The sequence below is a fragment of the Brucella pituitosa genome, assembly GCF_965577835.1.
GTDB classification, from domain to species: Bacteria; Pseudomonadota; Alphaproteobacteria; order Rhizobiales; family Rhizobiaceae; genus Brucella; species Brucella pituitosa.
Genome location: NZ_OZ264093.1, coordinates 412314 through 438236 on the forward strand (window position 1 = coordinate 412314; position 25923 = coordinate 438236).

Here is a 25923-nt window from a genome sequence, read left to right on the forward strand (position 1 = left end):
GCATAAGAATGAGAAAAACATGAAAGCCTGGGAGCTTACACGCGATCTGTTGCGCGACACCAAACCTGTCATACGCACAGCAGAAGAACAGACATGGGATGCAAGTGCAGTCATGAAGGCGCAGGACGACCTCATGGCAATGTTCTGGAAAAGCAATGTGCCGGGATCGGCAGCGCCTGAATGTCTGATGGCTGGCGCGCTGCAATCGCTGGAGAACAAGGGCTATGTGCTTGCACCATATGCGGAGCTTCTGCGCGATGGGCTTGCAGCGCTGGAGCGCGGCGACTTTGAAACGCTTTATCGCATCGATATGCGTTTGCGCGTGCTGATGCGGGCGGCAAAGCCGGACCCGAACCACCCATCGCAAAAGACTACGCGTTTTGCATCATGGGAAGGTTTTGACGCAACGGTCAAATGGCCGGAAGACGTGGCTTATGATCTTAGCTCCGATGATTTCCGCGCGCGCACCTCGGGTGCGTGGATGGCACAGCTGGTGGGGGCAGCCGCTGGCACGGCCCTTGAAGGCTATACAGCCGAAAACATCGCCGAAGTCTTCGGCCCAATCCGCGATTATGTACGCGAACCCAACACCTATAATGACGATATCACCTTCGAGATCGCCTTTCTCGAAGCCTTTGGCGACAAGGGGGCTGCCGTTACCAGTACCGACATTGCTGAACGCTGGACGTCGCTCATCCCGCTTGGCTGGTCTGCGGAGGCAATCGCACTTTCCAACATGCGTCGGGGGCTTACAGCGCCTGAAACCGGCACATCTGACAATCCATTCGATGAATGGATCGGCGCACAGATGCGCGGCACAATCTGCGGCATGGTCGTGCCGGGCCGGGCACGCGAAGCAGCCCGCCTCGCGTGGATGGACGCGGAAATTTCGCACGCCGGAAACGGAATCTTGGGCGAAGTTTTCAATGCCGTCATGGCCGCACGCGCCTTTGCAGTGAGCGATACACGCGAATTGCTCGTCTCCACGGCAGCGCTTTTCTCGAACGATACCGAATATGGTGCGGTGCTGGCGTTTGCGCTGAATGCCTGCCGCTCTGCCGATAAATGGCAGGATGCATGGGCAAAATGCGATGCGGAATATGCCGAGTATAACTGGATTCACGTCACACCAAACGCCGCAGCACAAGTGGTGGCACTTTGGTTTGGCGAAGGTGATTTTGATCGCACGCTCGAAATCGTCTGCGGCATAGGCCACGATGTCGACTGCAATGCAGCACAGATTCTAAGCATGATCGCCATCCAGCACGGCCCCGGCATCATTGCGGAACGCTGGTCAAAACCGCTTCTGGCCGACGACATTGTCACCTATATGCGCCGTCCGGCGAAAATCTCCTTCAAAGCGCTCGTCGACCAGACCGTTGATGCAGCGCGCAACGCAGTTTAAATCTTTTTCACGCTTTTCCGAACGCAAAATCGCTTCCCACTTTTGCAGGAAAAGCTTTAACGCAGGAACCCTTCATGGCCCGTAAAATCATTATCGACACCGATCCAGGTCAGGACGATGCAGTCGCCATTCTTCTGGCACTCGCAAGCCCGGAACTCGATATTCTTGGCATCACAGCCGTGGCTGGCAACGGCCCGCTGGCGCGTACAGAGATCAACACCCGCACCATTTGCGAAGTGGCAAAAAAGCCGGACACAAAAGTCTTCGCCGGTTCGATCCGCCCTCTGGTGCGTCCGCTGGTAACGGCTGAAAACGTCCATGGCAAAACCGGTCTAGATGGCTATGATCTGCCACAGCCAACCATGCCGCTTCAGGCGCAACATGGCGTTGATTTCATTATTGAAACGCTGATGAAGGAAGAAGCTGGCACCGTTACGCTCTGCCCGCTTGGCCCTCTCACAAATATCGCATCTGCGCTGATCCGCGAGCCGAAGATTGCCGAACGCGTCAAGGAAATCGTGCTGATGGGCGGCGGCTATTTTGAAGGTGGTAACATCACGCCATCGGCAGAATTCAACATCTATGTTGATCCACATGCTGCTGCGGTTGTCTTCAAATCGGGCATCCAGATCACCATGATGCCGCTCGATGTCACCCACAAGGTACTGACGACCGAAAAGCGCATCGCCGCCATTCGCGGCATCGGCACGCATGTCAGCGAAGTGGTTGCAGCATGGCTCGAATTCTTCGAGCGCTATGACGAAGCGAAATACGGCACCGATGGCGGCCCGCTGCACGATCCGAACGTCATCGCCTATCTGCTGAAGCCTGAACTTTACTCGGGCCGTCATTGCAACGTGGAAATCGAGATCAATTCGGAGCTGACCATCGGCGAAACAGTCGTCGACTGGTGGGAAGTGACCGATCGTCCGAAGAACGCACTCTTCATTAAGGACGTCGATGCTGATGGCTTCTTCGCGCTACTCACAGAACGCCTCGCCACGCTTTAAATTTTTACGCGCATCCTGAAAACCGTTACACACTTTTCGGGATGTGCCCAAAATCACAAGGAAACCCGAAAAGAAGCCGCAAGATTATGAATCTTGCGGCTTCTTTGCTTCAATATTTCGTGATTTTTTCGCAGTTTTACCGATTATTTTGCAGAAGTTGCGTCACTTCCTGAGCCGTTGGCGCAGCTGAACCAGCACCAACACGGGTAACAGCAATCGCACCGGAAGCAGACGCAAAGCGCACGCAATCATGCAGCGACTGACCTTGCGAATAAGCAACGGCAAAACCGCCATTGAAACTGTCACCGGCAGCAACCGTATCGACCACCTTCACCTTGAACGGTTCAAAGTGCTTGACCTCGTCAGCAGTGACAAGCAATGAGCCACGCCCGCCAAGCTTGACGATCACGATCTTCGGGCCACGTTCAAGAAGCTTGCGCGCAGCAGCTTCTGCCGATGCAATATCGGTGGGTTCAATGCCAGTAATTTCAGCCGCTTCCGTTTCATTGGGCGAAATGATCTCGCTCAAGGAAATCAAGTCAGCCATGCGGCTTGCATCACCCACAGGTGCGGGGTCGAGCAGCACGGTGCCACCAGCAGCTTTCACAGCCTTTGCAACAGCCAGATTGGCTTCATGCGGGACTTCGCGCTGTAACAGCGTGATCTTTGCCTTGGCGATATCAGACGCATAGGCATCGACATCGGAAGCCGACCAATGTGCATTGGCACCTGCGCAAACAACAATCGTGTTCTGCCCTGCTTCTTCGACCTGAATGATCGCAATGCCGGTATCGACACCATCAATCATGCGGACACCGTCGGTATTCAGCCCAAACTGCTGCATCTCTTTGACAGCCATCTCGCCAAAAGCATCGTTACCAACCGCACCGACAAAGCGAATGTCACCGCCAAGCTTTGCCACAGCTACCGCCTGATTGGCACCCTTACCGCCAAGGCCAATGCCATAGCCCGACGCATTGAGTGTCTGGCCGGGACGCGGCAGTGCTGCCATTCTGGCGCTTACATCCACGTTCACACTGCCGAAAATGAATATCTTCAATGGAATTCTCCACGATTGCAATTACCGCCGAACATAGCGTCGGTTGTGGCAAACTTCCATGCCATGGCGCAAGGGTTCCGCTGCAAAAATTAGTTTGGCACAGAACACGGCTTAACTTTGGACGTAGTTATGCTGCGAGCGCTGTAAACTGCTGCTTGAGAGAAAGTGGTGTCGCTGAGGCGAGGCCCATTGTTGCTGGCTGTGTTGCAAACTTTTCGTCAATGAACACGATATAAGTTTCTAGGTTTCAAAACGCTGGGTTGTTCGATGTTCAAAGGCCGCCATTTCGATAAGTCCGTCATCCTTCTGTGTGTTCGGTGGTATTTGGCTTACAATCTGAGCCTGCGCAATCTGAATGAAATGATGGCTGAGCGCGGTATCGCGATGGACCATTCGAAGGTACAGGTTATGTGCAATTTTTTTACATCTGATGAGTTATCACATGAAACTATGTAGAACTTGAGTGAGGCGGAAGCGGATGGCGGTCGATTTCAAAGGCGCACATTTCCCCAAAAGCGTCATTATGCACGCGGTGTTCTTTTACGTACGATATCCGGTTTCCTATCGTGACCTTCAGGAAATTCTGGCCGAACGCGGAGTAGCCGTTGATCGTGCAACCTTGAACCGTTGGGTCACTCGTTATGCACCGCAGATCGCGGAGCAAGCTCAATTGCACAAACGCCGCACGGCCAGTTCCTGGCGAGTTGACGAGACCTATCTCAAAGTTCGGGGAAAAGACCTGGCATCCAGCGGTCTGCAAATTTTGCAGGAAAAGCAAGGTAGAGCGGCGCGCGTGTGCTTTCCGATGTCACCGCGCCGATGTCGATCAGGGCTGACGTAACCCGACGCGCTGCGCGGTCGCTTAATCCCAATAGCGGCGCGATCTCGCTACGTTGCAATTCGCCTTGGTACAGAATGGCCTTGAGGACGATATCGGACTTGGGCGGCAATGCATCGGCCCTAATTTGCTCTTCTGTCCAAATCATGATCCGATCACGCAGCCTTTCCGGCTTCATCAGTTCTTCCATAAAACTGACCTGATCGATACAGGCTTCCAGAAAGAAGGCTGTAAATTCCGCTAGCGTCTCTTCGCTCAACGTGCCGCGCCCATCCATGTCGTTGCGCCGTTTCATATCGCACGTGGCAAGATGCTGCTTGTAGCGGGATTCTCGGCGAGCGAGCCCCCGTGCTACGGACCAAAGGCCGCGCGTATCCAGCGATTTAAGCAGCATGGCATAGGACATCAAACGCGCAACGCGTCCGTTCCCGTCAATAAACGGGTGAACCCATAGCAATCGATGATGAGCAGAGGCAGCGGCCAGGATTGCATCAACCCTGCCAAGCTTGGAGTAGGCGGCATCCATGCGCGCCAGAAAACGCGGCACCGCGCCGGCGCTGATAGCAATGTGCCGTCCGACCTGCACATCGCGCTCGCGTAGCGCGCCGGGAATGACCTCGACATCCTCTACGGTGGTCAGGTCATTCACAAACAACAGCTCTTTGGGCAAAAGCGCACAAAAGCGCCGGTGTATCTCCCGAATAACATCTGGATTAGTCGGGGACGCGATAATGCCGCCATCATCAATCCACTTTTGAACAGTGATATGGGCCTTGGCTTCGAGCTGAAGATTGCGCTTTTCGGGGTCGGCGCTGTAGTCATTATGCAGCGCGCGCTCGATATCGACCGGATGGGTATTATGCCCCTCGATCAGATTGCTGTAATAGGAGTTCATCGACCGCACGAGATCGGCCAGCGCCGTTGCTATGGAGACGGGCAGGCTCCGGCGGAATCCTTCGGAGCGCGTAGCAAGCTCTAACGCAAGATCGGCCAGCTTCCCGCGGTGTTTCGAGCTTTCTGAAACCAGCAGCGGCTCGAATAGTCCTGTTGTTTCGCCATCGTCTCGGATTGGCATAGTAAGGCTGGCTTTCTGGCCGCTTTAATGGCCGCATTCTTATCGTTCAATTCGCTAATGATATCATAGGCGTAATTAAATTGACAGCGGAAGATATACCGCAGAAATGGCCGGTTTGATGGCCGGTGGGTCAGCCGCCTCGGACTTAGGGGCGTAGCGTACGCCGCGTCAACTCGCGAGTTAAGAGTTGCTGGCCGCTTGGCGGGGCGCGGCCGCTGGCGTCATCTTTGGGTATGCACGCGGTATTCTTTTACGTACGATATCCGGTTTCCTATCGTGACCTTCAGGAAATTCTGAACGAACGCGGAGTAGCCGTTGATCATGCAACCTTGAACCGTTGGGTCACTCGTTATGCACCGCAGATCGAGGAGCAAGCTCAATTACGCAAACGCCGCATGGCCAGTTCCTGGCGTGTCGATGAAACTTATCTCAAGGTTCGGGGTAAATGGACCTATCTGTATCGAGCTGTCGACCGCGATGGCCAAACGCTTGATTTCATGCTGTCTGAACGTCGGGATCTGGCTGCGACGCGGCGCTTTTTCAAGAAAGCCATTGCAACTAACGGCGTTCCCGAGAAGGTTGTCATTGACAAAAGCGGCACCAATCTGGCTGGCCTTCAAGCTGTTAACACCATCCTGAAATTCACCGGAACAGGTGATATTATCGAAATCAGGCAGATAAAATACCTCAATAATATCCTTGAGCAAGACCACCGCTCTATCAAACGGATCACCAAGCCAATGATGGGCTTCAAGGCATTCCATTCCGCCTCGGCCACCATCGCAGGAATCGAAGTAGCCCACATGATCCGCAAGAACCAATTCGCCAACCACAACCGTTCGCCATTTCAGGTCTTTGCGGACCTCGCAGCATAAGTGTGCCCAAGGATAAGCACGCTTTTAACTGACTGAAAAGTTTGCAACAGATCCGACCGTAACTGAATGGATGAGACAGGTTTACTCTGTCTAAATGACTTGATATATATAAAACAAGATATGGTATATATATCAAAAAGGATATACACATGGCTCTTTATATCAAGGATTCTAACGTAGAGAATCTACTCGATCAAATCATGAAACAGGGAGGCGTTAAAACAAAAGTTGATGCCGTTCGCATCGCCCTGCAGCATGAGGTTGAACGCATAAGCCGCAACACTCCATTGCGCGACAAGTTCGCTGCTATCAGAGATAAGCGTAGCGACCTCCTTGGTCGTCCTATAGCCGGTGTGGATCAAAAGAAGCTTATGGACGATCTTTGGGAGAACGGTGAATGAGCTTCGTTGATGCATCGGCTATCGTGGCTATTATTAATGAGGAACCCGGCTTTGAAGAGATTGAGAAGCGACTGAACGATACCAAGGCACGCTTTTACATAACCTCGCTTGTACGGTTTGAAGCTGTGATGGCCATCTCACGGATACACATCACAGCGGCTAATGATAAAATTGATCGCACCAAAGTTATTACTGCGGCGCGAGAAGTCGTGGACGATTTCATACAGGCGCTCGAAGCTAAAGAAATCGCGATCGATGCCGCGATTGGAAACCGCGCACTGGATGCTGCGGCCGAGTATGGGAAGGTTGCCGGTCATCCGGCGGCGTTGAATTTTGGGGACTGTTTTTCTTATGCTGCGGCCAAAGTCCACCGCTTACCGCTTATCTATAAAGGTAATGACTTTGCTAAAACTGATCTCGCTTAGAACGCGGGATCGGCAGAACAATCGTAATTGCCGTTTGCCCAATTATATCTACAATCTCGGAAACGCATGCCGAAAGATTTAAAAACACATTGGGAGATGCTGGCAAGGTATCAGACAAGCTGCAGAACATGATTTCGCGTGTTCATCTGGCAATTGAACGAGATATCCAGCCACTCAATGGGCAAACGCCTCCCTTTATTCTTTTCTTTTCTTTCACCGACACAAAATCCCGCGCACAAACACTGACCGCCACCGCCGGAAGCTTCAAAGACTGCTGGAATGCAGGCCTGGAGAAATTGCGACAGACCATCGCCAAGTCGAAAATCGATATAAAATGGCTGCGGTCGATTGGGTGGAAAGCGTTGAAGAGATCGATGACCAGGAACTGATCAAGCGTCTTGGTCAAGTCAAACGGAATTATTTCCGCTATGGCATCGCACTCGATGCGCGATTTCAGACGGCTTTTCTCGAAACTGAACTGAATGGCAACGCCATGCTTTACGGCGGTCCATCGATCCCGACCGCAATTCTCAATGAAGCGAACTTCAACCGCTATGCAAAGCGCTCGCGGGGATTTGAGAAAATCCCGGTGTCTGAAGTGGAGCAGTTTTATGTTTTCTCCACAAAAGCGCTGTTCACGACTGATGACGACGATACCGTCCATCTGATCCCCGGTTCGGGGCCGAACGCCGGACGCAGAGCAGTCGAAATGATGGATATCGCCGATGTCGGCGGGCTGATTGAACGCGGCAGTCGGTTTCTCACAAGCCAGTTGGGTGAGGACGGACGCTTTATCTATGGCTGGCATCCGTGCTTCGACAATCAGATCAAGACCTACAACACGCTCCGCCACACGAGCACGCTTTATGCAATGCTTGAATCCTGGGAAGTCACCCGAGACGTCGCGCTGAAAGATGCGATTGAGCGCGGGCTTATGCATCTCACCACCAAGCTCATCAAGACAGTCGATAACGATGATAAGGAACTGGCTTTTCTCACGGAAGAGAATGGCGAAATCAAACTTGGCGGCAATGCCGTTTGCCTGCTGGCTCTGGTCAAATACAGCGAGTTGACGGGAACCGACCGCTATCTGCCATTGCTGGAAAACTCGCGCTCGGCATTTTGCATATGCAGGATCGGGAAACGGGAAAATTCAACCACGTCCTCAATTATCCATCGCTGAGCGTCAAAGAACCTTTCCGCATCATCTATTACGATGGCGAAGCAGCATTCGGGCTGATGCGACTTTATTCGCTAACCCACGACGCCCGATGGCTGGACGCGGTGGAAAAAGCTTTTCAGCATTTCATCGAAGCCGATCACTGGAAGGCGCATGATCATTGGCTTTCCTATTCCGTCAATGAGTTGACCCGTTATCGACCACAACAGAAATATTACGAATTCGGCATCCGTAATTTTGCGGATTATCTGGATTTCGTCAGCAACCGCATCACAACTTTCCCGACTCTTCTCGAACTGATGATGGCAGCGCAGCAGATGGTCAAGAGGATTGAGGCCGATCCAAAGCTCGCACCACTTCTGGAAGATGTCGATCTCAAGAAGTTTTATTTCGCGCTGGAAAGACGAGCGCATCACTTACTCAATGGCCATTTCTGGCCAGAACTTGCGATGTTTTATGCAAACCCCGAGCGGATCAATGGCAGTTTTTTCATTTGTCACCACGCTTTTCGCGTGCGCATCGACGATGTCGAGCACTATCTCTCAGGCTTTGTCGCCTATCGCAAATATCGCCTTGGGATGCAGTCGGCAGAAAGCTTAACCGCTTCCCGCCAGACCGAATTGCAAGCTGCTCTCTCCTGAACAGATTATTCCGCAACGCCGGAACGCGTCGGATCAGCAACAGGGAAACTCTTGTCCGTCAGGCAGGTCTTGAGCCAGTCATAGTCGTCGCTATCGTTGACTTCGCCGTCAAGTTTCAGCTCTGGTGTTGAACTGTAGAGTGTGGGCTGCGGTTTCGGCTTCACATTCCAGCTTTGCTCTTCTCCGCTCGTCGTGGGGCAAGTGTTGTCATCGCCATTGAATGAACAGCTGGCGATCAGCTTTGGTTTGCCATCGATGATATTAGCGATAAAGCGCTTCATGTACCCGGTATTGGTCGCCCAATACTCCTCGACGCTGCACACGCGATCACCATTCTGATAATGGCGCGTTGGAAAACAGTTATAGGCCTGGTCAGGCGGCAGCATATCGCAGGATGTCTCATAGCCCGCATAGTCACCACCACTGAACTGATTGAGGAAAGCCCGCTGGGTGCGAGCAACTTCAATGAGGCTCCTCCTGCCCTTTTCCTCAAGCTGTGCTGTGCGTTCGGCAATCATGCTGTCGGCAATCTGCACCGCACTTTTACCATCCGAAGCGCTATCGGGTTCTTCAATGATGCCTTCCAGTGACTTATCTCGTGCTGCAATCCAGCGCTTCTGGCTCGTTACCAGCATAGCGCGGGTTTCCTCATCGAGAGCAGCCTTCAGCGTTGCTGCATAGGTTTTATTCAGCCTGCTATCGGCCTTCTGAAGCGATTTGCTGGAGCAGATCAGCTTTTCGCTTGGCGTTTGTGCCTTGCTGCAATCAATTGCCAATGCCGGTGCGGACAAAGCACACAGAGCAGCCAGAACGGAAAGGCGCAGAGCGGAGTGTTTCAAATTCATGTCAAATACCTGAAAGTTACTGATCAACTGACTTCATATCGCAGGTTGTTTCTGCATTGGAACACAGACCCCGAAACCAGGCGCGCCCGGCCAACTGTTCATCGCTGGCAAGTTCGACAAGCTCTTCACCCGCCATGCGCTTGCGCAGCACCGTGTAATCCAACAGAACCCAATTCTCGTGGCAGGCGAGGATGTTGTTGATCCTGCCCATTTCTGTCAGCCAGTCGCTGCCAATATCAAGCAGCCGCTCGCTTTCAGGATCTGGTTTGAGAAAGCCGCGCGCCGACTGAATGCCCACTCTGGCTTCGTCTGATTTTATCCAGCCTCCGCCCTTGTAGACCTCGCGCGGGACATAATCGTCGCTCTCTTCATTATAGGCGTCGCTGGCGTTGGCTATTTTCAGCCAACCGTCTTTCGCTTCAAGCACATCAAAGCTGATGCTGTAGGCATATTCAGCTTCTCCGGCAGCGGAAACCGTCGGTATCTGCCCCACAAGTTGAGCGTCGGCAGACGGCGCCGCGCGCACCTCAATCGAGGCCTTATCATTGTTGGTCCATGCATTGAACGCGCATGACGTTGCGCCTGCAGGAACCTCGGCCTGAGTGCCTGCACCGTTGGCCAATGACGTGGAAAAAAGCGCGATTGAAAGCGCAGGCACCAATACGAAAGGGATCAAAAGAGAACGAAAACGCATTAAAATCTCCAACTATCAATTCTCCCGCTTGAGCCGCCTGTATTGACTATCCTCATTCAATGAAAACCTTCACACTTGTAGCCCGTCCGCCTGCATCAACAACGGTCAATGTCGAATAGCCGGTGCCATCCGGCAACCATGTCGCCGTGCGGCGGCGATTTGGTTCGGAAATAGGTTTGCCATTGGCAAGCCAGCGGAACGGCGCGCGTCCGCCCTGTAATTTCAGCACCAGCGGCGATGCATTGTCAGTGAGCGCTTTCAGCTCCACATGCGCGCCATCAGGTGGAAACACGATGCGCGGCGCAGGTTCAATCGAGGCTTTGAGAACAGGCAGGGGGTCGCTCGCAGACGAAAAGCGTATCTGGGTCACCGGAAGATCGGCGCGCGCCGTGCGAAACGCACCAGCCGGTGCACGCGGCAGCGGCACTGACGCTACGCCCGAACGCACAAAGGCTTCAAACAGGATGGGAGCCGCTGAAACATAGCCAGCAAGGCCCGGCACAGAACCGCCATCGGCGCGACCGACCCAGACACCCAGCACATAGCGACCGTCGTAGCCGACCGACCATGCGTCGCGATAACCGTAGGACGTGCCGGTCTTGTAAGCGAGGCCGAGGCGTTTAGCACCCTGCGGCGGCACGACGCCGGCCAGAATATCGCCAATCTGCCACGATGCCTGCTCGCTCAGAACAGGAGCTGATGGCTGAACAGGTTCTGAGCCTTCGGTGCCGTCACGAAGGGCTGCCCCTCGCCCGCCATTGGCAAGGCCAGTATAAAGTTGCACCAGATCGCGCAGGCTGATGCCCGCGCCGCCAAGGCCGATGGCAAGGCCCGGCGCTTCGCCTTTCGGCAATTGCAGATTGACCGCCGCCTGACGAATGCGCGTGGTGAGCCGTGCAGGACCGACAGCATCAAGCAGGCTGATGGTCGGGACATTCAGCGACATTTGCAGCGCCTGACGAATGCTGACATCGCCCTGATAGCTCATATCGAAATTGCGTGGACGATAGCCCGCAAAATCCTGCGGGCGGTCCTCGATGATGGTCTCCTGCGCAATCAGTCCCTGCTCGAAGGCCAGCCCATAGATGAAAGGCTTGAGCGTAGAACCGGGCGAGCGTACGGCGCGGGTCATGTCAATCCAGCCCTGCCGCTTGCCATCGAAGTAATCAGCGGAGCCAACCTCACCCAGAATATTGCCATTGCGACTGTCGGCCAGCACCATGGCGACCGATACTTTTGGCCCAAGCTTGGCGGCGGCTTCCCGCGCCACCGTTTCCAGTCCCGCCTGTACCGATTTTTTAAGCGCCAGGTGATGCCGGGCCTCGGTCGGTGCCTGTTTCAATGCGAGATCGGCAAAGTGGGCAGCCAATGCGGGCAGAGGATGACGCGTAGCGGATATGCGCTCACGCGATGCACGCTCGGCTTCCTCGGCCGTGAACACAGCGGACGTTACCATGCGATTTAACACACGATCCCGCGCGGCAACCGCGTTCTTCATCTCGCGATCCGGGCGGCGGCGTTCTGGCAATTGCGGCAAAGCCACAAGCAATGCGGCCTCCGATGTGGTGAGGCGCAACGGCTCCTTGCCAAAATAGGCAAGTGATGCCGACCGCACACCTTCCAGATTGCCGCCATAGGGCGCGAGTGTCAGATAGCGTTCGAGAATTTCAAACTTGCTTAAGCGCCGTTCGATCTGGATTGCGCGTGCCAGCTGCCGGAACTTGGAGCCAAAACTACGGCTTTCGCGCGGCTCGATCAGGCGGGCAAGCTGCATAGAAAGGGTGGAGCCGCCAGACACAATGCGCCCACTGCTTGCAAGCTGTGTTGCCGCCCGCGCCAATGCCCAAAAATCAATGCCGCCGTGATCGTAAAAACGTTTGTCCTCATAGGCGATCAGCATTTTTACGAATTTCGGATCGACATCCTCGATCCGCGTATTGAGACGCCAATAGCCATCCGGCGTTGCATAGGCGCGCAGCAAAGCGCCATCGCGATCCATTACTTCGGTGGAAATGGTCGCCCGTTCAGGCAAAGGCGGAGGGAAAGCGCCGTCGAGCCAGTCAAGCCCGACCACGGTTCCGAGTGCGGCGATGCCATAGAATGCGGCACCGCCAATCGCTATTTTCCAACGCCTTTTCATTTGTTTAGCCATGATCTTGTCCGAAAACCGGTTCCCACTTTTCGGGATCATGGCTTACGGTGCCGCCACCTCCATCATGCCCGTTGCCGTGCGCGCCGCAAATTGCGGACGATACATGTCCTCAACGGTTGCTGCCGGATGGGTAAAGAGCCCCGGCGTCACCGCACGCACGACATAGGCCAGCGTGATCGGCTTCTTCTCGCCTGCGGAGCGGTCGAAAGCAGCCACAAAACGGTCGTTGCGGAATTCGAGATGCGCTGCCTGTGTGCTTTCAAGCCATGGGAAATTACCAAGATCAGCACTCGAAACAAGACCCGGATTGTCGATCTCGAAACCAGCTGGCAGCAGATCGGTCACAAGCAGACGCGACTGCCATTGCTGCAAATCGTCGATTTTCAGAACAACCACATAGCGTTCATTCTGATTGACGCCTGTGACATTGGCCGGTTCGCCATCAAGCGTATAGTAAGTGCGCTCGATGTTGAAACCCTCACCACCTGCTGGCAGCGATTGTGCAGGCGGTGCGACCGCCGTCACAACAGCATCGACCGAGCCTTTGCCGGTGTTGGTAACGACCAAAGGCTGTGCTTCAAGCGCTGAACCGTTCAGGCGCTCGGAGAACGCGCCCTGATGCGCTGTGCCATTGATGTCGAGGCTGATTGCGCCATTGTCATCCTGAAGCCCGCGTGCTGCAAGCAGCATCCATGCCTGATCCTGCGTGCTGAGGTAACGCGCCTTTTCACGCTGGAATTCGACCAGCGTAATAAGGGCGGGAAGCACTTTCGGCGCAGGCTTGGTTTCAGAAGCCAAGGCCAGCATGGCCGCGCCATCACGCAAAGGCGAACCATAATCGGAGCGATTATAATCGTAGCTGGACTGGCTGGTTGCGAGCTGGAGCGACGAATTGAACATGCGTTCCGAACGCGGCTGATCACCGTAAAGAGCAAGGGCCGCACCAAGCTGGGCAACGGCCATCGGGCTTGCAAAGTTTTCAAGCTGGGTATCGGCAAAGTAACGCAGATCGCCAACTGAAGCCTTCTTGTTGCGTGCCAGAACATAAAGCGCATAGGCAATGTCGTTGCCGCGTTCCTTGACGTCGGTGGTGTAGCCGAGCGCATTTTGCAGATTAGAAAGTGCGGACAGCATCGCCTGCTGCGGAACGTTATAGCCCTTTTCACGAGCACGCGTGAGGAAGTCGGTCACATAGGCGTCCATCCAGAGATCACCCGATCCCGGAGACCACAGGCCAAACGAACCGCTCGAAGACTGGTTGTTCAGCACGCGGAAGATGGAATCCTGTACGCGCTTTTTAAGTTCTTCCTGACTTTCCAGACCCGCTGCCGCTTCTGTGCCTGCCGCCATTTCGCTCAAATAAAGCAGCGGCAATGCGCGGCTCGTGGTCTGCTCGGTGCAACCATAAGGATAGCGGTCGAGCGCCATCAACAAAGCTGGCACATCAAAGGCTGCACTGCGCGTGACGCCAACGCTGACAAAAGCACCATCGAGCAGGCTTTCAGACAGAAGACCGCCATCAACCTTGAGGCTTCCGCCATTGGCCGCGAGATTGACGACATGACGGCTCGTGACCGGCAGATCGACCGGACGCACCGGCAATGCCAAGGCCTGTTCGACTGAGAGGCCTGCATCGTTGGAAAGCCGGATCGTCACACCACCGGCACCCGTGGCCACCGCATTGAGCGGCACGGCAATTGACTGCCGCTTGCCACCGGCAAGTGCGATTGTTTCGGGATAGGAGCCAACCTCGACACCGAGATTATCGGTAGTTTCAAGGCTCACACGATAATTGCCGTCTGGCGCATCGGTATTGGCAATATCGAAGCGGATATTGGCCTGATCGCCGGGGGCCATGAAGCGTGGCAGACCAGCGGTGATGACCACAGGATCGCGGATGATGACATCTGTAACCGCGTGGCCGACGGCCTTCTTGGTCCATGCCACCGCCATAACACGCGCGGTGCCGTTGAACTGCGGTATGTCGAAGTCTATGCTCGCCTTGCCATCGCTGTCGAGTTCAACCGGACCGGAGAACAGCGCGACCAGCTTCTCGGTGGGCGGGCTGCCTTCGGCTGCCATATTACCACCGTCGCCACCTGTGCGCAGCTTGCCGGTAACACCGAGCGAACCATCGATCAGGCGGCCATACATATCGCGCATTTCAAGGCCGAGCTGACGTTGACCGAAGAACCAGTTTTCAGGGTTCGGCGGCTGGTAACGCGTCAGATTGAGGATGCCAACATCGACCGCTGCTACCATCACATAGGCCTGCTCGCCACCCGCATTTTCAACTGAAACGGGGATGGAAAGTGTGGACCGCGGAACGATCTTTTCAGGCGGGGTCAGCTTGACAGCAAGCTGCTTGTCGGCAGGATCGACCTTCAGCCATTTAAGGCCAATCGCACGCGCAGGCATACGGCTTTCAATCGCCTCACCCGGACGGAACAGCGTTGCCGTAACATAGGCGCCCGCACCCCAATCCTCACCCACCGGAATTTCGATGGTCGTGCCACCTTCCGGCACGCTTGCGGTGATTGTCTTGAGCAACTTTTCCGCGCCAATGGTGATGAGCAGCTCACCGGCAAAACGCGGAGACACTTTCAGTTCAGCCGTATCGCCGACTGCATAATGTTCCTTGTCGAGCGCAATTTCGAGCCCGTCAGGTGTTTCGGTCGAGGTCGAGCTGACATACCAGCCGGCATCGAATTCATAGCTGGTGGTCGGCCCCGAAGCATCTGCAGTTTCGATTTCCAGACGATAACGACCCCAATCGACTGGCAGGCTGATTTCAGCCTCGCTATCGGTTTTGAGATCGATCTTGCCGTTGGAGATGGCCTTGGTGAATGTCACCGGCTCGTAATTCCAGCTGTTGCCGCTACGATACCACTGATAATTACGCTCGATCTTGACCAGCGACCATTGTGCGCCATCAAGCGCCTTGCGATCACCCTTGCTGTCGGATGCGATCAAGCTGAACTTCGCCGTTCCGCCCTGCGGGACTTCATCGCCGGAAAAATCGGGACGAATGCCGATGAGATCAGTTTCCGGCTGGATAGCGACATCGAGCTTGCGCTCAACGGCACGACCGCCGGTTTCACGCATACGAACGGTCACGGCTGCGTTGACGAGACGTGTCGTCGATGGCATCTCATCGACTGCAACCGGGAAAGTCGCCTTGCCGTTGTCATCGACTTTTGACAAGCCATCGAGCGGCAGGCGCATGGCTTCGCCCTGTTCTTCATCGGCGAGGCCGAAATAATAGCCCTTGAAGCGGTCCCACTGACGCTTGGTCGAAAGCGTGACTTCGCCTTCAAGCGCAAGACCGGCGGCAGGCGCACCATAGAGAAAACGACCGTCAACGGTGATATTCGCGGTTTCACCCACGGCGATTTCCGGTTTGTCAGACGCCAGATCGAACTCGATCCGGTCCGGTACAAAGTCTTCAACCAGGAACATCTGCGATGCGATGGCTGGCTGTTTTGGATCGGTATAGATCGAAACATTCCATGTGCCGCGCATGGCATTTGTCGGCAATGTCAGATCAATAGCACGACCACCGGCGAGCTTGCTGTCGGAAACAAGACGGCGATCTTCCACACCATCAGGACGCGTGAAGATAAAGGTAAGCGGCAGATCGTCAATTGCCTCAGCACGATCATCGCGCGCCAGCGCACCTACATGCACAACTTCGCCAGCGCGATAGATGCCACGCTCGGTCCATGCATAAAGATCAAGCGCCTTGGGCACTGCACGGCCTGTCACACCACGATCGGAAAGATCAAAACCAGCACGCGCCATATCGAGGAATGTGAAATCATCATCATTCTGACTGGCCATCAGTACCGCTGGCACCATGCCGTCCGTGCCGCGGGTCAGGCCCGGCGTGAACGTTGCACGGCCATCGCTGTCGGTGGTCGCTTCGCCCAGTATTTCATTGTTGCGGGCAAGCAGCGTCAGCTTAACGCCCTTAAGCGGGTCTGCGCTTTCCAGCGAACGGGCAAACACATTGATGCCGTCCTGTCCGGTATAGGTCGAAAGGCCGATGTCGGAGACAACAAACCACTGCGTTGCCTTGGTGCCGTATTCGTCATCGGACTTCTGGACCAGCGGCTCGGCGGTCAGCACATAAACGCCCGGTTTGCGTTCCGGCAGCGCTTCATCGACCGGGAAGCTGGTTGTCGCTTCCTTGTTCAGCTCGTTGCCTGCAACCTCGATCTCTCCTTGCCAGACAGGCGCGCCCATCTGTTCGGAAACCGTGCTGAGGTCGTAGCTGTCGAGCTGGCGCAGGAACTGATAACCGGAAAGAAGCTGTGCGAGCGAACGGTCGCCGACACGGTACAGCTTGACCTTGGCCGCATCGAGATTGACGCTGACCAGCGGAATGCCGCGACGTGCCTTGGCAGGCAGCACGAAGCTGTCGCCGGTAAAGCGTACGGATGGCGCACGATCCTGCACATAGATCGAGAGATTAACCGGGGCTGGCAGCACTTCGCCCACAGCCGATGGCAGACCCTGACGGAACGTCACTGTATAATTGCGGCCATGTTCCAGACCCTCAACGCAAATCTGGCGATCCTTGGCCTCAACCGCCTGCGGGGAACCATTGTCGAGCCTGACGAAGCTAGAATAATCGACACCGCTTTTCACCAGCTCTTCCGAGAATTGCGCGCAGATGCGTGGTGCTGCATTGTCATTATCAACAGTGTTGTTGACAATGCGGAAGCCTTTGCGGGCTTTCAGATCTTCATAGGCTGCACGAACGGATGCGGAATTGACGAGATCAAGGCTGGCTTCATAGGCCTGCAATGCCGGGCGCGATGCATCGCGCTTTTCCAGTGCCTGCGCCATGACGGCAAGCGCTTGCGCGCGCTCATCCTTGGTGCGTGAGGTCTGGTAGGCAAACCACGAGGCAGACGTCGCATCGCGCTGGAACTTGGAACGTTCCTGGCCATTGGACGGCTCGGTTGCAAGCGCTGAAAGCGCATATCCGGCCCAGATGTCGCTCTCATCGGGGGACATGCTGGAAGCGAGACGGAACTTTTCCATTGCCGTGCGCGGATCGCCATTCAGGCCCGCCGCACCTGCTTCATTTCGTAAAGTGCGTAGGCTGTCGGAGCTTTCAAGGCCGCTGATTTCGCGCTTCAGACGACGGGCTTCATCAATCAGATTGGCGGCGAAGAACGAGATTGCGGGTGCCGCGCCAAGATCTTTGCCCTTGGCGGCTTTCGCTTCCATCACAACATTGCCGGCAATTGAGCCGACAGATTCATTGAGCTTGTTGAAATCGGCTTTCAGAAAGCACCATTTGACCTTCGGGTTATAGGTGAAGGCCAGACAGGAATTATCGCCAAGGCAGATGCTTTTGCATTGCTCGAGCGAGACATTTTTCTCGGTTCTCAGATCAAAGCCGAAATAATCGGCATCCTGCGTGGTCTCTATGCGTCGTGTTTCGGCGGCATTCGCCCCAAAAGATGATCCGAATGATGTCGCCAAGCAGAACGCAGTCGTAAAGGCCAGTATCAGCCTATTAAACCGAACAGACATGAATGTCACTCTTCTGTAGTTGTCCCTCATCCCGTGCAGTTGTCGTCAACCCGGAACCGCACGCTCTCCAGAACAGACCTTATCAATTTATCCAGAGCTGGATAGTTGGATTCGTGTCTGAACTTCTGAATAGACTCTGATACAGGACTAACCTGACCAGACAAGGCTTCTTTTAGCTGTAGCTTAATCGGCAGACCAGAAATTCATGCCAATTTTCAGGAATATTAGAATGATATTCTAATTCAGTTTCCAGCAATGGAATTCCGTTCGTCGTAAAGAGGGTTCTCCTTCCTGTAAATTCGCGCCAGCTTAATCGAAGGAAGTCCCCCCATGATCCTCAGCGTCAAAAACCTCACCAAGACCCTTATTGCGGGCTCTCTCATGGCCCTTGCCGCGTCGGGTGCGGCCCATGCAGACGCAACACTGGATCGCATCAAAGCCAAAGGCAAACTGACCGTTGGCATCATCCTTTCAGGCGCACCATTCGGCTATATTGATTCCAAGACGCAGGAACAGAAGGGCCTCAATATTGATATCGCCAAGGAACTGGCGAAAGGCCTCGGCGTTGAACTTGCAACGCAGACCGTTACTCCGCCAAACCGCGTGCAGTTCCTCCAGCAGGGCAAGGTCGATATTCTGATCGCCAACATGCAATATACGGAAGAACGCGCCAAGTCGCTCGGCTATGTGAAGACGCCATATGATCGTATGGGTGGGGCAGCGATTGGCCGCAAGGATAGCGGCATCAAGGACTGGAAAGACCTCAAAGGTAAGATCGCCTGCGTTTCGCAGGGTTCTAACTACACCCAGCCGCTGATCGAAGAATATGGCGCAAACGTTAAGGCGCTGCCAAGCCAGCCGGAATCAATGCTGGCGCTCAAGGGCGGCAATTGCGACGTTTCCGTGCATGTCAGCGCAACACTCGGATTGATGCTTCAGGACCGTGCTGAGGAGTGGAAGGATTATGGTATCCTGATCCCGACCGACCTCATCCCTTCGGATTCAGTCATCTGGCTGAAAAAGGACGAGAACGACACGGAGGCCGCTCTCGACAAGATTGTCCGTGATCTGCACGCGTCAGGCAAGATGATCGAAATCGCGAAGGCAAACCGTCTGCCGAACCTGGGCTATCTCGAAGAAGAGCACAACAAGCTCAAGAGCCAGTAAACCTCAAAACGCTACCTTGTCAGAATATTTGCGGGCGGTTCATCCGTCCGCAATTTCAGAGCGCCGATCTTATGCAATCAGATCAACGCTCTAAAACGCAATCGGATCATTTCAATGAAAGAAGCTCTGATTTCGCGCTTCATCGAGCTCACCAGCGCAATCGGCCTCAATTATGAATTTCTCAATAGTGGCTATGAGCTTGATATGTGGCTCAATGGCATGGTCACGACGCTTGAGCTGGTCGCGATCACCATTCCGCTCAGCCTGTTTTTCGGCGTCTTGTTCGCAGGCGCTCTGACATCCGGCAAGCGCTGGCTGTCCGTGCCGGTACGCGGCTATGTCGAACTCACCCGCAATACGCCTACACTCGTTCAGCTGATGTGCGGCTTTCTCGTGCTCAATATGCTGATTTCCAACGCAATCGGCGGAGCACAGAACAATCCGCTCACACCATTCTTCTGGCTGGTTGCGATCACGGGTCTGCATATTGCAGCCCTGCATGCGGAAGCGCTGCGCGGCGGTATTGAAGCTGTTCCCGGCACCACGATCGAAGCAGCACGCGCCATCGGCTTCAATTCGTTTCAGGTGCTGATCTATGTCGAGCTGCCGCTGGCAATCCGCACGGCACTTCCGGCTGTTGTCAATAATCTCGTCAATCTGGTGAAGCTCACGACAGTTGGCTCGGCCATTGCGGTCGGTGAAATCACTTACGCTTCGATCCTGATCTGGACACAGCGCGATAATGTGGTCGAGCTGATGCTGGTCATTCTTCTGTTCTTCAGCATCATCAATCTCATCGTCGCGCGCGTTGGCTACTGGTTTGAAAAGCGTCTTGCAATTCCGGGATATGGCCAATGAACATCGCTATCGAACAAAAGCCCAGCATCTGGCTGTCGCCTGCGACCCTCACATTCACGACCATCATTCTGGCCACTGCACTCTGGTTCTATCTTGATCCGTCGCTTGGTCAGGTCTGGCTCGACTGGCTGCCCTATCTTGGCAAAGGCTTTGCCATGAACGTGCTGATCAGCGTTTTTGCGATTACGCTTGGCACCTTTGCGGGCGTGTTGCTCGGCATCATGGAGCTGGCACCTTACAAGATCATCCGCGCACCCGCTGTGACCTATGTGCAGATTTTCCGCAACGCACCGCATCTCGTGCTTATCTTTGCTGCAACCTATATTTTCCCGTTCGAGCTGGTGATCTTCGGCAATTACATCGCTTTCCCCGATTGGATCAAAGCGGTTGTCGGCCTTGCCATTCCGGCAAGCGCGCATATCGCGGAAATCACTCGCGGCTCCATCCAGTCGATCCCGACCGCACAGTGGGAAGCGGCGCAGGGCCTTGGCTTTTCGCGCCTGCAATCGCTGCGCTGGATCATCCTGCCGCAATGCGTCAAGCGTTCGCTGCCGCCCTGGATGAACCTTTATACGTCTATCACCATGGGTACGGCTTTGGCCTCGCTTGTGGGCGTGCATGAGTTGTTGCATTCGGCAACCGATGCAAGCACCGCAGTCCAGCGCAATGACTTCACCGTCATCATCTATCTGACCGTGCTGATGGCGTTCTTCCTCTTCTGCTATCCCGTGTCGCGCTTCACGCAGCGGCTCGAAAAGCGGCTCTCCTCCCGCTGACAAGGATCTGAAATTCACATGAGCGACACCACCAAAACTACACTGGTCGAACTGGAGAACGTTCATCTGTCTTTTGGACAGAATGAAGTGCTCAAGGGCATCGACCTCAAGATCAACAAGGGCGATGCAGTCTCGATCATCGGACCATCGGGTTCTGGAAAATCAACGATCCTGCGCTGCATCAACGGTTTGCTGATCCCGCAATCTGGCAAGATCACCGTGGGCTCAACCCGCGTGGACGAGCTTAAAACCGAAGCTGAACGCATTACGCTGCGCAAGCGCATCGGCATCGTGTTCCAGCAGTTCAACTTGTTTCCGCACCTGACGGTTCTGGAAAACATCACCATTGCACCGGTCAAAATCCTGCGTACGCCTAAAGCCGAAGCCGAGCGCCACGCAAAAGAACTGCTGAAAAAAGTGCGGCTTGAACACAAGACGGATGCCTATCCGGGTGAGCTTTCGGGCGGTCAGCAACAGCGCGTCGCCATTGCCCGCGCGCTCGCCATGCGGCCGGAACTGGTTCTGTTCGATGAAGTCACCTCCGCACTTGATCCAGAAACCGTCGGCGAAGTGCTGTCGGTCATTCGCGACCTCGTCAATGAAGGCATGACCAGCATTCTCGTGACCCACGAAATGCGCTTTGCCGAAGAAATCAGCGATACGATTGTCTTCACAGAAAACGGTCGCATCATCGAACAAGGCTCGCCAGAGCAGCTTTTTTATAAGTCAACGAACCCACGCATAAGCGCCTTCGTCAACGGGCTTGGCGGCAATGCAAGCCGCGTCAATGAAGGTGGCGAAGGGATCTGACATGACCGATCATGTAACCAAGACCCTAAGTCAGGCTATTATCGGCTCTGAGCCATCGCCAGAAGCAATCGCTCTTGCCCGCACGGCAATTGTTGATTTTCTTGCCTGTGCGCTTGGTGGAGCGAATGATCGCAGCACGCTTCTTGTCAGAAAGGTTCTGGGTGCCAGCGGCAATGTCGCGTTGATTGGAAGTAGCGGCACAGCCGATCCTTTCACGGCAGCGCTGATCAACGGCCATGCAGCCCATGTGCTTGATTATGACGATGTGCATGGCAGCGTGCGCGGACACCCGACAATTGCCATCGTCCCAGCCCTTCTGGCCGTTGCAGCTGAAAACAACGTTCGTGCAGACGCGTTTGTTGCTGCCTATATTGTCGGGCTTGAAACCATGGCCCGGCTCGGCCTTGCCATGGGCACCAAACATTATGAAACCGGCTTTCACGCAACCGCAACGCTCGGCACAATAGGAGCTGCAGCAGCCATCGCGCATCTTCTCAAATTCGATGCACCAACCACCGCCGTTGCGCTCGGTCTGGCCGCCACACAATCGGCAGGGCTTCGACTGCAATTTGGCTATGATGCAAAACCGCTTCATGCAGGATTTGCCGCGCGTGCAGGTCTCACTGCCGCCCGACTGGCCGAAGCCGGTTTCCTTGGTGCAGCGGATTTCGTCGACAGCGCAAACGGTTTTTTCAAAGCTTTTGCCTTTGGTGCGGAAGATCTGTCACGCGTCACGCAAGGCTGGGGCGCACCATGGCAGATCATCGTGCCGGGACTGACACTCAAAGCCTTCCCGTGTTGCACCGCCGCCCATCCGGTTGGCGTTGGCGCTTTGGCGTTGCGCAATGACAAGGCGCTGCAACCTGATCATGTCGCAGCCGTTTCCATCACCTTTCCGCCCGGCGGCGACGCTGCACTTGTGACGACCAGGCCTGTGACGGGGATCGATGCGCGGTTCAGCCCGGAATATATCTTTGCGGCTGCACTGCGCGACGGAAAGCTGGCGATTGCTCATTTCGATGATCGTCCGGTCGATGCCGATCTGGCACAACTTGCGGCGAAGGTAACACGACGCCATGACGAGAATGCGCCGCGGCTCTCGCCCGATCCTAAAACCCGCTTCATCATCATCGATGTAACGCTCAAGGACGGCTCAAGGCTTTCGCAGCGTGTCGATGGTCTGCCGAGCATCAGCGATCCAACCGACAAATTCAAGGACGCAACGAAGGATGATCCGCGCTTTGCAGGTATCCCGGACCTCGTCCAATCCATGACCAGCGCAGACGACTTGCAAAAGCTCATCTCGTGGCTCAACCAATCCCCGGAGTAAAAGACATGACCAAGAAACAAATGCATCTCGGCCTCTTCCTGCAAGGCGCAGGCCACCATATTTCAGGCTGGCGGCACCCGGATGCAGAAGCGGGCAGCGAGAATTTCGATCTGCTGCGCCGCGTGGCGAAAGAAGCGGAAGACGCGAAATTCGACATGATATTTCTGGCTGATGGCCTGACCAGCGGCGTTGACGCTCACCCATCGATGGTTGCGCGTTTTGAACCGCTGACCCTGCTTTCTGCACTTGCCATGGTCACAGACAAGATCGGCCTGGCTGCCACCGCTTCGACCACTTACGGCGAGCCCTATCATACCGCACGCGCATTCGCGTCTATCGACCATCTGAGCCACGGACGGGCTGCGTGGAACATCGTCACCACATCGTATGCCCGCACCGCCAACAACTTCTCGAAAAGCCATCCCGAACATGACGAGCGTTATGCCGTTGCCGAGGAATTCGTCGATGTCGTGCGCGGTCTTTGGGACAGCTGGGACGACGACGCTTTCCCGAAAGACAAGGAAAACGGCGTCTATGCCGATCCCAACAAAGTGCATGTGCTCAATCATGCGGGCAAATATTACTCGGTTCAGGGTCCGCTCAACATTCCGCGTTCTCCGCAGGGCCATCCCGTTCTCATTCAGGCAGGCTCGTCCGGCCCGGGGCAGGATCTCGCAGCGCGTATTGCAGATATTGTGTTTACAGCACAGCAAAGCCTTGCCGAAGCACAGGCCTTCTATGCAAGCCTGAAGGAACGCGTGGCGAAAGCCGGTCGCGACCCGGACAGCGTTGCAGTAATGCCCGGTTTCATGCCGGTGATCGGCGACAGTTTTGAAGATGCTGCGGAGAAGCTCAAGGAACTTAACCGCTGGACGGACATCAAGAGCGCCATGCCGCTTCTCGAAGAGCGCATTGGTCATAGCCTTGCCGAATACGATCTCGACGATCCGCTGCCTGATCTGCCAATTTCCGATCAGCTTCGCAGCCGTGCAGAACTTCTGCGCGATCTGGCACGCCGTGAGAATCTCACCATCCGTGATCTGGCGCTTCGCGTCGCTGCTGGCCGTGGCCACCATATCGTTCTTGGCACGCCTGAGCAGATCGCCGGCCGAATGCAGGAATGGTTTGAGGGCAAAGCTGCTGATGGCTTCAATGTGATGCCGCCTTATTTCCCGGGCGGTCTTGAAGACTTCAACACACAGGTTGTGCCGATCCTGCAGGAACGTGGTCTGTTCCGCACTGAATATACGGGCTCGACATTACGTGATCATCTCAATATTGCTCGGCCTGAAATAAAGCATACATAAAGAAAGTAGCCGCATCGTCCTCCTCCCCCAAGCATACGGTGCGGCTGCAATATTTATATCCCCCAAACAAAAGGCCGGAAGCGCTCCCAAGGTTTCCGGTTGGCATGATTGATGGCACACCCGAACAGACTGAACTCAGCAGCGCTTGATTTACGCCCCGATACGGCCACGGCGGATGAATTGAAAGCTGCGATGCGACAGCTTGCTGCCGGCATCAGCGTGTTGACCGCAGGAACCGGTGATAGCAAGACCGGCGCAACCGTCACGTCTGCGACCGCTCTTTCCGTCGAACCGCCGACAATCATCGTCAATATCAATCTGACCGCATCGGTGTGGCCGACAATTAATGCAGAACGTCATTTCTGCCTCAACATTCTTTCGGGCGAGCAGCAGGCAATCGCCGACCGTTTTGCAGGCCGGAATGGCGAAAAGGGTACGGCGCGCTATGAAGGTGCGGAATGGTATGCGCTTGAAAGCGGCGCGCTGGCACTGAAAGGCGCGCTTGCCTCTATCGATTGCGAGGTCGAAGAGATCATCGAGCGTCATACCCACGCCATCGTCATCGGTCGTGCGCTCAAGATCGTCACTGGCGAGGGAGAGCCGCTCGTCTATCATCACGGACGCTATCACGCCCTCAAACGCTAGCATGTCTCCCAAACCCGGTTCCCATTTTTGGGAGACATGGTCCAAGTTCCGCTTAAACCCACAACTTGCTTGAAACATTTGTTGCCCTGCTGTCATAAATTGCCTAGCTGTTAGACAAGTTGCATAGAAGTGGGAGAGTTCGGCGTCGTGATTGAATGGTTGGCCAATAGCAGCCCGGTAAATCGGAAAAGTGCGGCTGAAATCGTGTTCGAGGATATCCACTCTGCGATTACGACCGGACGGCTGATCGTTGGAACACGTCTGCCCTCCGAAGCCCAATTGGCCGAAAAATACAGTGTCAGCCGCCCCATCGTGCGCGAGGCGCTGCGTTCTCTGCAAACACTTGGCCTCACCCAGACACGCACCGGCAGCGGCACTTATGTACTCAAAGCTGCCCCCGGACCGGAACTGAGCTACGGCGGTTATTCCGCGCGCGATCTTATCGAAGCTCGCCCTTTCATCGAAGTGCCGGCAGCTGGCTGGGCAGCCCTACGCCATACTGAAGAGCAACTGGCCAAGCTGATCGATCTTTGCGACCGCATGGACAAGCAGACCGATCCGCATAAATGGGTGCTGCTCGATACCGAGTTTCACAGCATGATTGCTTTGGCGTCAGGCAACGCGATGTTTGCGAAGATCGTCGCAGATGCCCGCGTCGCACTTTCACGCCAGTCGGAACTCGTCAATCTGATGGCCGGTCGGCGTGAGGCTTCCAATATCGAGCATCGCCAGATTGCCGAGGCTATCAAGGCCGGTTCTGAGGAACAGGCACGTCTTGCGATGCAGAACCATCTCGGACAGGTGAAGCTGGCCGTCACCACGATCATCGCCAAAGAAAAAGGGTCGCCGGAATAAAGATCAGGCGAACCTTTCACACGGTTA

General features: G+C 55.1%; 21 protein-coding genes and 2 pseudogenes. 17 read left to right on the forward strand and 6 right to left on the reverse strand.

Going from position 1 to position 25923, the window contains the following annotated elements; all coding sequences use genetic code 11:
* Positions 1–19 precede the first annotated feature (19 nt).
* Positions 20–1405 (forward strand): ADP-ribosylglycohydrolase family protein, encoded by a 1386-nt coding sequence (locus ACSME1_RS13185; protein ID WP_435655354.1) that lies wholly within the window; start codon positions 20–22, stop codon positions 1403–1405.
* A gap of 74 nt (positions 1406–1479) precedes the next feature.
* The gene (locus ACSME1_RS13190) at positions 1480–2415 is read left to right on the forward strand and encodes a nucleoside hydrolase (RefSeq protein WP_435655355.1); all 936 of its coding nucleotides are present in this window, start codon (positions 1480–1482) and stop codon (positions 2413–2415) included.
* Positions 2416–2551: 136 nt separating this feature from the next.
* Here the strand turns inward: ACSME1_RS13190 and rbsK are convergent, their stop codons facing one another.
* Positions 2552–3427, reverse strand: a complete 876-nt coding sequence (rbsK, locus tag ACSME1_RS13195; RefSeq protein ID WP_435655452.1) for a ribokinase — start codon at positions 3425–3427, stop codon at positions 2552–2554.
* A gap of 315 nt (positions 3428–3742) precedes the next feature.
* Here rbsK and ACSME1_RS13200 point away from each other — a divergent pair.
* Positions 3743–3877, forward strand: a pseudogene (locus ACSME1_RS13200) (IS6 family transposase); the annotation flags it as partial.
* Positions 3878–3953: 76 nt separating this feature from the next.
* A pseudogene (locus tag ACSME1_RS13205) lies at positions 3954–4211 on the forward strand (IS6 family transposase); the annotation flags it as partial.
* Here ACSME1_RS13205 and ACSME1_RS13210 read toward each other — a convergent pair.
* A complete protein-coding gene (locus ACSME1_RS13210; protein ID WP_435655356.1) occupies positions 4195–5388 on the reverse strand; it encodes a Fic family protein in 1194 nt (397 codons plus the stop codon). The pseudogene ACSME1_RS13205 and the gene ACSME1_RS13210 sit on opposite strands and share 17 nt — an antisense overlap.
* Positions 5389–5621: 233 nt before the next feature.
* On the opposite strand from ACSME1_RS13210, the gene ACSME1_RS13215 reads away from it, so the two are divergent.
* The 5 genes from ACSME1_RS13215 to ACSME1_RS13235 all read left to right on the forward strand — a co-directional run bounded on the left by ACSME1_RS13215 (position 5622) and on the right by ACSME1_RS13235 (position 8910).
* Positions 5622–6263, forward strand: coding sequence for an IS6 family transposase (locus tag ACSME1_RS13215; RefSeq protein ID WP_435655453.1), 642 nt, complete (start codon positions 5622–5624; stop codon positions 6261–6263).
* A gap of 149 nt (positions 6264–6412) precedes the next feature.
* Positions 6413–6664 (forward strand): type II toxin-antitoxin system VapB family antitoxin, encoded by a 252-nt coding sequence (locus ACSME1_RS13220; protein ID WP_424577284.1) that lies wholly within the window; start codon positions 6413–6415, stop codon positions 6662–6664.
* Positions 6661–7089: a type II toxin-antitoxin system VapC family toxin gene (locus tag ACSME1_RS13225; RefSeq protein WP_435655357.1), complete on the forward strand. Its 429-nt coding sequence runs from the start codon at positions 6661–6663 to the stop codon at positions 7087–7089. The genes ACSME1_RS13220 and ACSME1_RS13225 overlap by 4 nt, the downstream gene beginning before the upstream one ends.
* A gap of 334 nt (positions 7090–7423) precedes the next feature.
* Positions 7424–8272 carry a hypothetical protein gene (locus ACSME1_RS13230; protein WP_435655358.1) on the forward strand — a complete coding sequence of 283 codons (849 nt, stop codon included), beginning with the start codon at positions 7424–7426 and terminating at the stop codon, positions 8270–8272.
* Positions 8218–8910: a hypothetical protein gene (locus tag ACSME1_RS13235; protein ID WP_435655359.1), complete on the forward strand. Its 693-nt coding sequence runs from the start codon at positions 8218–8220 to the stop codon at positions 8908–8910. The genes ACSME1_RS13230 and ACSME1_RS13235 overlap by 55 nt, the downstream gene beginning before the upstream one ends.
* Before the next feature lie 5 nt (positions 8911–8915).
* On the opposite strand, the gene ACSME1_RS13240 is transcribed toward ACSME1_RS13235, so the two are convergent.
* The 4 genes from ACSME1_RS13240 to ACSME1_RS13255 are packed head-to-tail and all read right to left on the reverse strand — an operon-like array spanning position 8916 to position 18148.
* A complete protein-coding gene (locus ACSME1_RS13240) occupies positions 8916–9755 on the reverse strand; it encodes a lysozyme inhibitor LprI family protein (RefSeq protein WP_435655360.1) in 840 nt (279 codons plus the stop codon).
* 16 nt (positions 9756–9771) lie between these two features.
* Entirely contained in the window at positions 9772–10449 is a 678-nt protein-coding gene (locus tag ACSME1_RS13245; protein WP_435655361.1) for a hypothetical protein, read from the reverse strand.
* 52 nt (positions 10450–10501) lie between these two features.
* Positions 10502–12601 (reverse strand): penicillin-binding protein 1C, encoded by a 2100-nt coding sequence (gene pbpC, locus ACSME1_RS13250; RefSeq protein WP_435655362.1) that lies wholly within the window; start codon positions 12599–12601, stop codon positions 10502–10504.
* Positions 12602–12643: 42 nt separating this feature from the next.
* Positions 12644–18148 (reverse strand): alpha-2-macroglobulin family protein, encoded by a 5505-nt coding sequence (locus ACSME1_RS13255; protein WP_435655363.1) that lies wholly within the window; start codon positions 18146–18148, stop codon positions 12644–12646.
* 330 nt (positions 18149–18478) lie between these two features.
* Between ACSME1_RS13255 and ACSME1_RS13260 the strand changes: the two genes are divergently transcribed.
* The 8 genes from ACSME1_RS13260 (at position 18479) to ACSME1_RS13295 (ending at position 25896) form a co-directional block, all read left to right on the forward strand.
* On the forward strand, positions 18479–19315 hold the full coding sequence (locus ACSME1_RS13260; protein ID WP_435655364.1) for a transporter substrate-binding domain-containing protein: 837 nt from the start codon (positions 18479–18481) through the stop codon (positions 19313–19315).
* Positions 19316–19429: 114 nt separating this feature from the next.
* Positions 19430–20173: an amino acid ABC transporter permease gene (locus tag ACSME1_RS13265; protein WP_134157579.1), complete on the forward strand. Its 744-nt coding sequence runs from the start codon at positions 19430–19432 to the stop codon at positions 20171–20173.
* Positions 20170–20949 carry an amino acid ABC transporter permease gene (locus ACSME1_RS13270; protein ID WP_095445190.1) on the forward strand — a complete coding sequence of 260 codons (780 nt, stop codon included), beginning with the start codon at positions 20170–20172 and terminating at the stop codon, positions 20947–20949. The genes ACSME1_RS13265 and ACSME1_RS13270 overlap by 4 nt, the downstream gene beginning before the upstream one ends.
* An 18-nt stretch (positions 20950–20967) precedes the next feature.
* Positions 20968–21759, forward strand: a complete 792-nt coding sequence (locus ACSME1_RS13275; protein ID WP_151091233.1) for an amino acid ABC transporter ATP-binding protein — start codon at positions 20968–20970, stop codon at positions 21757–21759.
* A gap of 1 nt (position 21760) precedes the next feature.
* The gene (locus tag ACSME1_RS13280) at positions 21761–23089 is read left to right on the forward strand and encodes an MmgE/PrpD family protein (RefSeq protein ID WP_435655365.1); all 1329 of its coding nucleotides are present in this window, start codon (positions 21761–21763) and stop codon (positions 23087–23089) included.
* A 5-nt stretch (positions 23090–23094) separates the two neighbouring features.
* The gene (locus tag ACSME1_RS13285; protein WP_435655366.1) at positions 23095–24396 is read left to right on the forward strand and encodes an LLM class flavin-dependent oxidoreductase; all 1302 of its coding nucleotides are present in this window, start codon (positions 23095–23097) and stop codon (positions 24394–24396) included.
* A gap of 111 nt (positions 24397–24507) precedes the next feature.
* Positions 24508–25041, forward strand: a complete 534-nt coding sequence (locus ACSME1_RS13290; protein WP_151091230.1) for a flavin reductase family protein — start codon at positions 24508–24510, stop codon at positions 25039–25041.
* Between the two features lie 147 nt (positions 25042–25188).
* Positions 25189–25896, forward strand: coding sequence for a FadR/GntR family transcriptional regulator (locus tag ACSME1_RS13295; RefSeq protein WP_435655367.1), 708 nt, complete (start codon positions 25189–25191; stop codon positions 25894–25896).
* The last annotated feature ends 27 nt before the right edge of the window (positions 25897–25923 follow it).

Coding starts and splice junctions, on each gene's coding strand:
- ACSME1_RS13285 (WP_435655366.1), top strand. CDS start 23,095: ATGACCAAGAAACAAATGCATCTCGGCCTCTTCCTGCAAGGCGCAGGC.
- ACSME1_RS13185 (WP_435655354.1), top strand. CDS start 20: ATGAAAGCCTGGGAGCTTACACGCGATCTGTTGCGCGACACCAAACCT.
- ACSME1_RS13255 (WP_435655363.1), bottom strand. CDS start 18,148: ATGTCTGTTCGGTTTAATAGGCTGATACTGGCCTTTACGACTGCGTTC.
- rbsK (WP_435655452.1), bottom strand. CDS start 3,427: ATGGCAGCACTGCCGCGTCCCGGCCAGACACTCAATGCGTCGGGCTAT.
- ACSME1_RS13265 (WP_134157579.1), top strand. CDS start 19,430: ATGAAAGAAGCTCTGATTTCGCGCTTCATCGAGCTCACCAGCGCAATC.
- pbpC (WP_435655362.1), bottom strand. CDS start 12,601: ATGGCTAAACAAATGAAAAGGCGTTGGAAAATAGCGATTGGCGGTGCC.
- ACSME1_RS13260 (WP_435655364.1), top strand. CDS start 18,479: ATGATCCTCAGCGTCAAAAACCTCACCAAGACCCTTATTGCGGGCTCT.
- ACSME1_RS13215 (WP_435655453.1), top strand. CDS start 5,622: ATGCACGCGGTATTCTTTTACGTACGATATCCGGTTTCCTATCGTGAC.
- ACSME1_RS13220 (WP_424577284.1), top strand. CDS start 6,413: ATGGCTCTTTATATCAAGGATTCTAACGTAGAGAATCTACTCGATCAA.
- ACSME1_RS13280 (WP_435655365.1), top strand. CDS start 21,761: ATGACCGATCATGTAACCAAGACCCTAAGTCAGGCTATTATCGGCTCT.
- ACSME1_RS13270 (WP_095445190.1), top strand. CDS start 20,170: ATGAACATCGCTATCGAACAAAAGCCCAGCATCTGGCTGTCGCCTGCG.
- ACSME1_RS13210 (WP_435655356.1), bottom strand. CDS start 5,388: ATGCCAATCCGAGACGATGGCGAAACAACAGGACTATTCGAGCCGCTG.
- ACSME1_RS13240 (WP_435655360.1), bottom strand. CDS start 9,755: ATGAATTTGAAACACTCCGCTCTGCGCCTTTCCGTTCTGGCTGCTCTG.
- ACSME1_RS13190 (WP_435655355.1), top strand. CDS start 1,480: ATGGCCCGTAAAATCATTATCGACACCGATCCAGGTCAGGACGATGCA.
- ACSME1_RS13275 (WP_151091233.1), top strand. CDS start 20,968: ATGAGCGACACCACCAAAACTACACTGGTCGAACTGGAGAACGTTCAT.
- ACSME1_RS13230 (WP_435655358.1), top strand. CDS start 7,424: ATGGCTGCGGTCGATTGGGTGGAAAGCGTTGAAGAGATCGATGACCAG.
- ACSME1_RS13290 (WP_151091230.1), top strand. CDS start 24,508: ATGGCACACCCGAACAGACTGAACTCAGCAGCGCTTGATTTACGCCCC.
- ACSME1_RS13225 (WP_435655357.1), top strand. CDS start 6,661: ATGAGCTTCGTTGATGCATCGGCTATCGTGGCTATTATTAATGAGGAA.
- ACSME1_RS13245 (WP_435655361.1), bottom strand. CDS start 10,449: ATGCGTTTTCGTTCTCTTTTGATCCCTTTCGTATTGGTGCCTGCGCTT.
- ACSME1_RS13235 (WP_435655359.1), top strand. CDS start 8,218: ATGCAGGATCGGGAAACGGGAAAATTCAACCACGTCCTCAATTATCCA.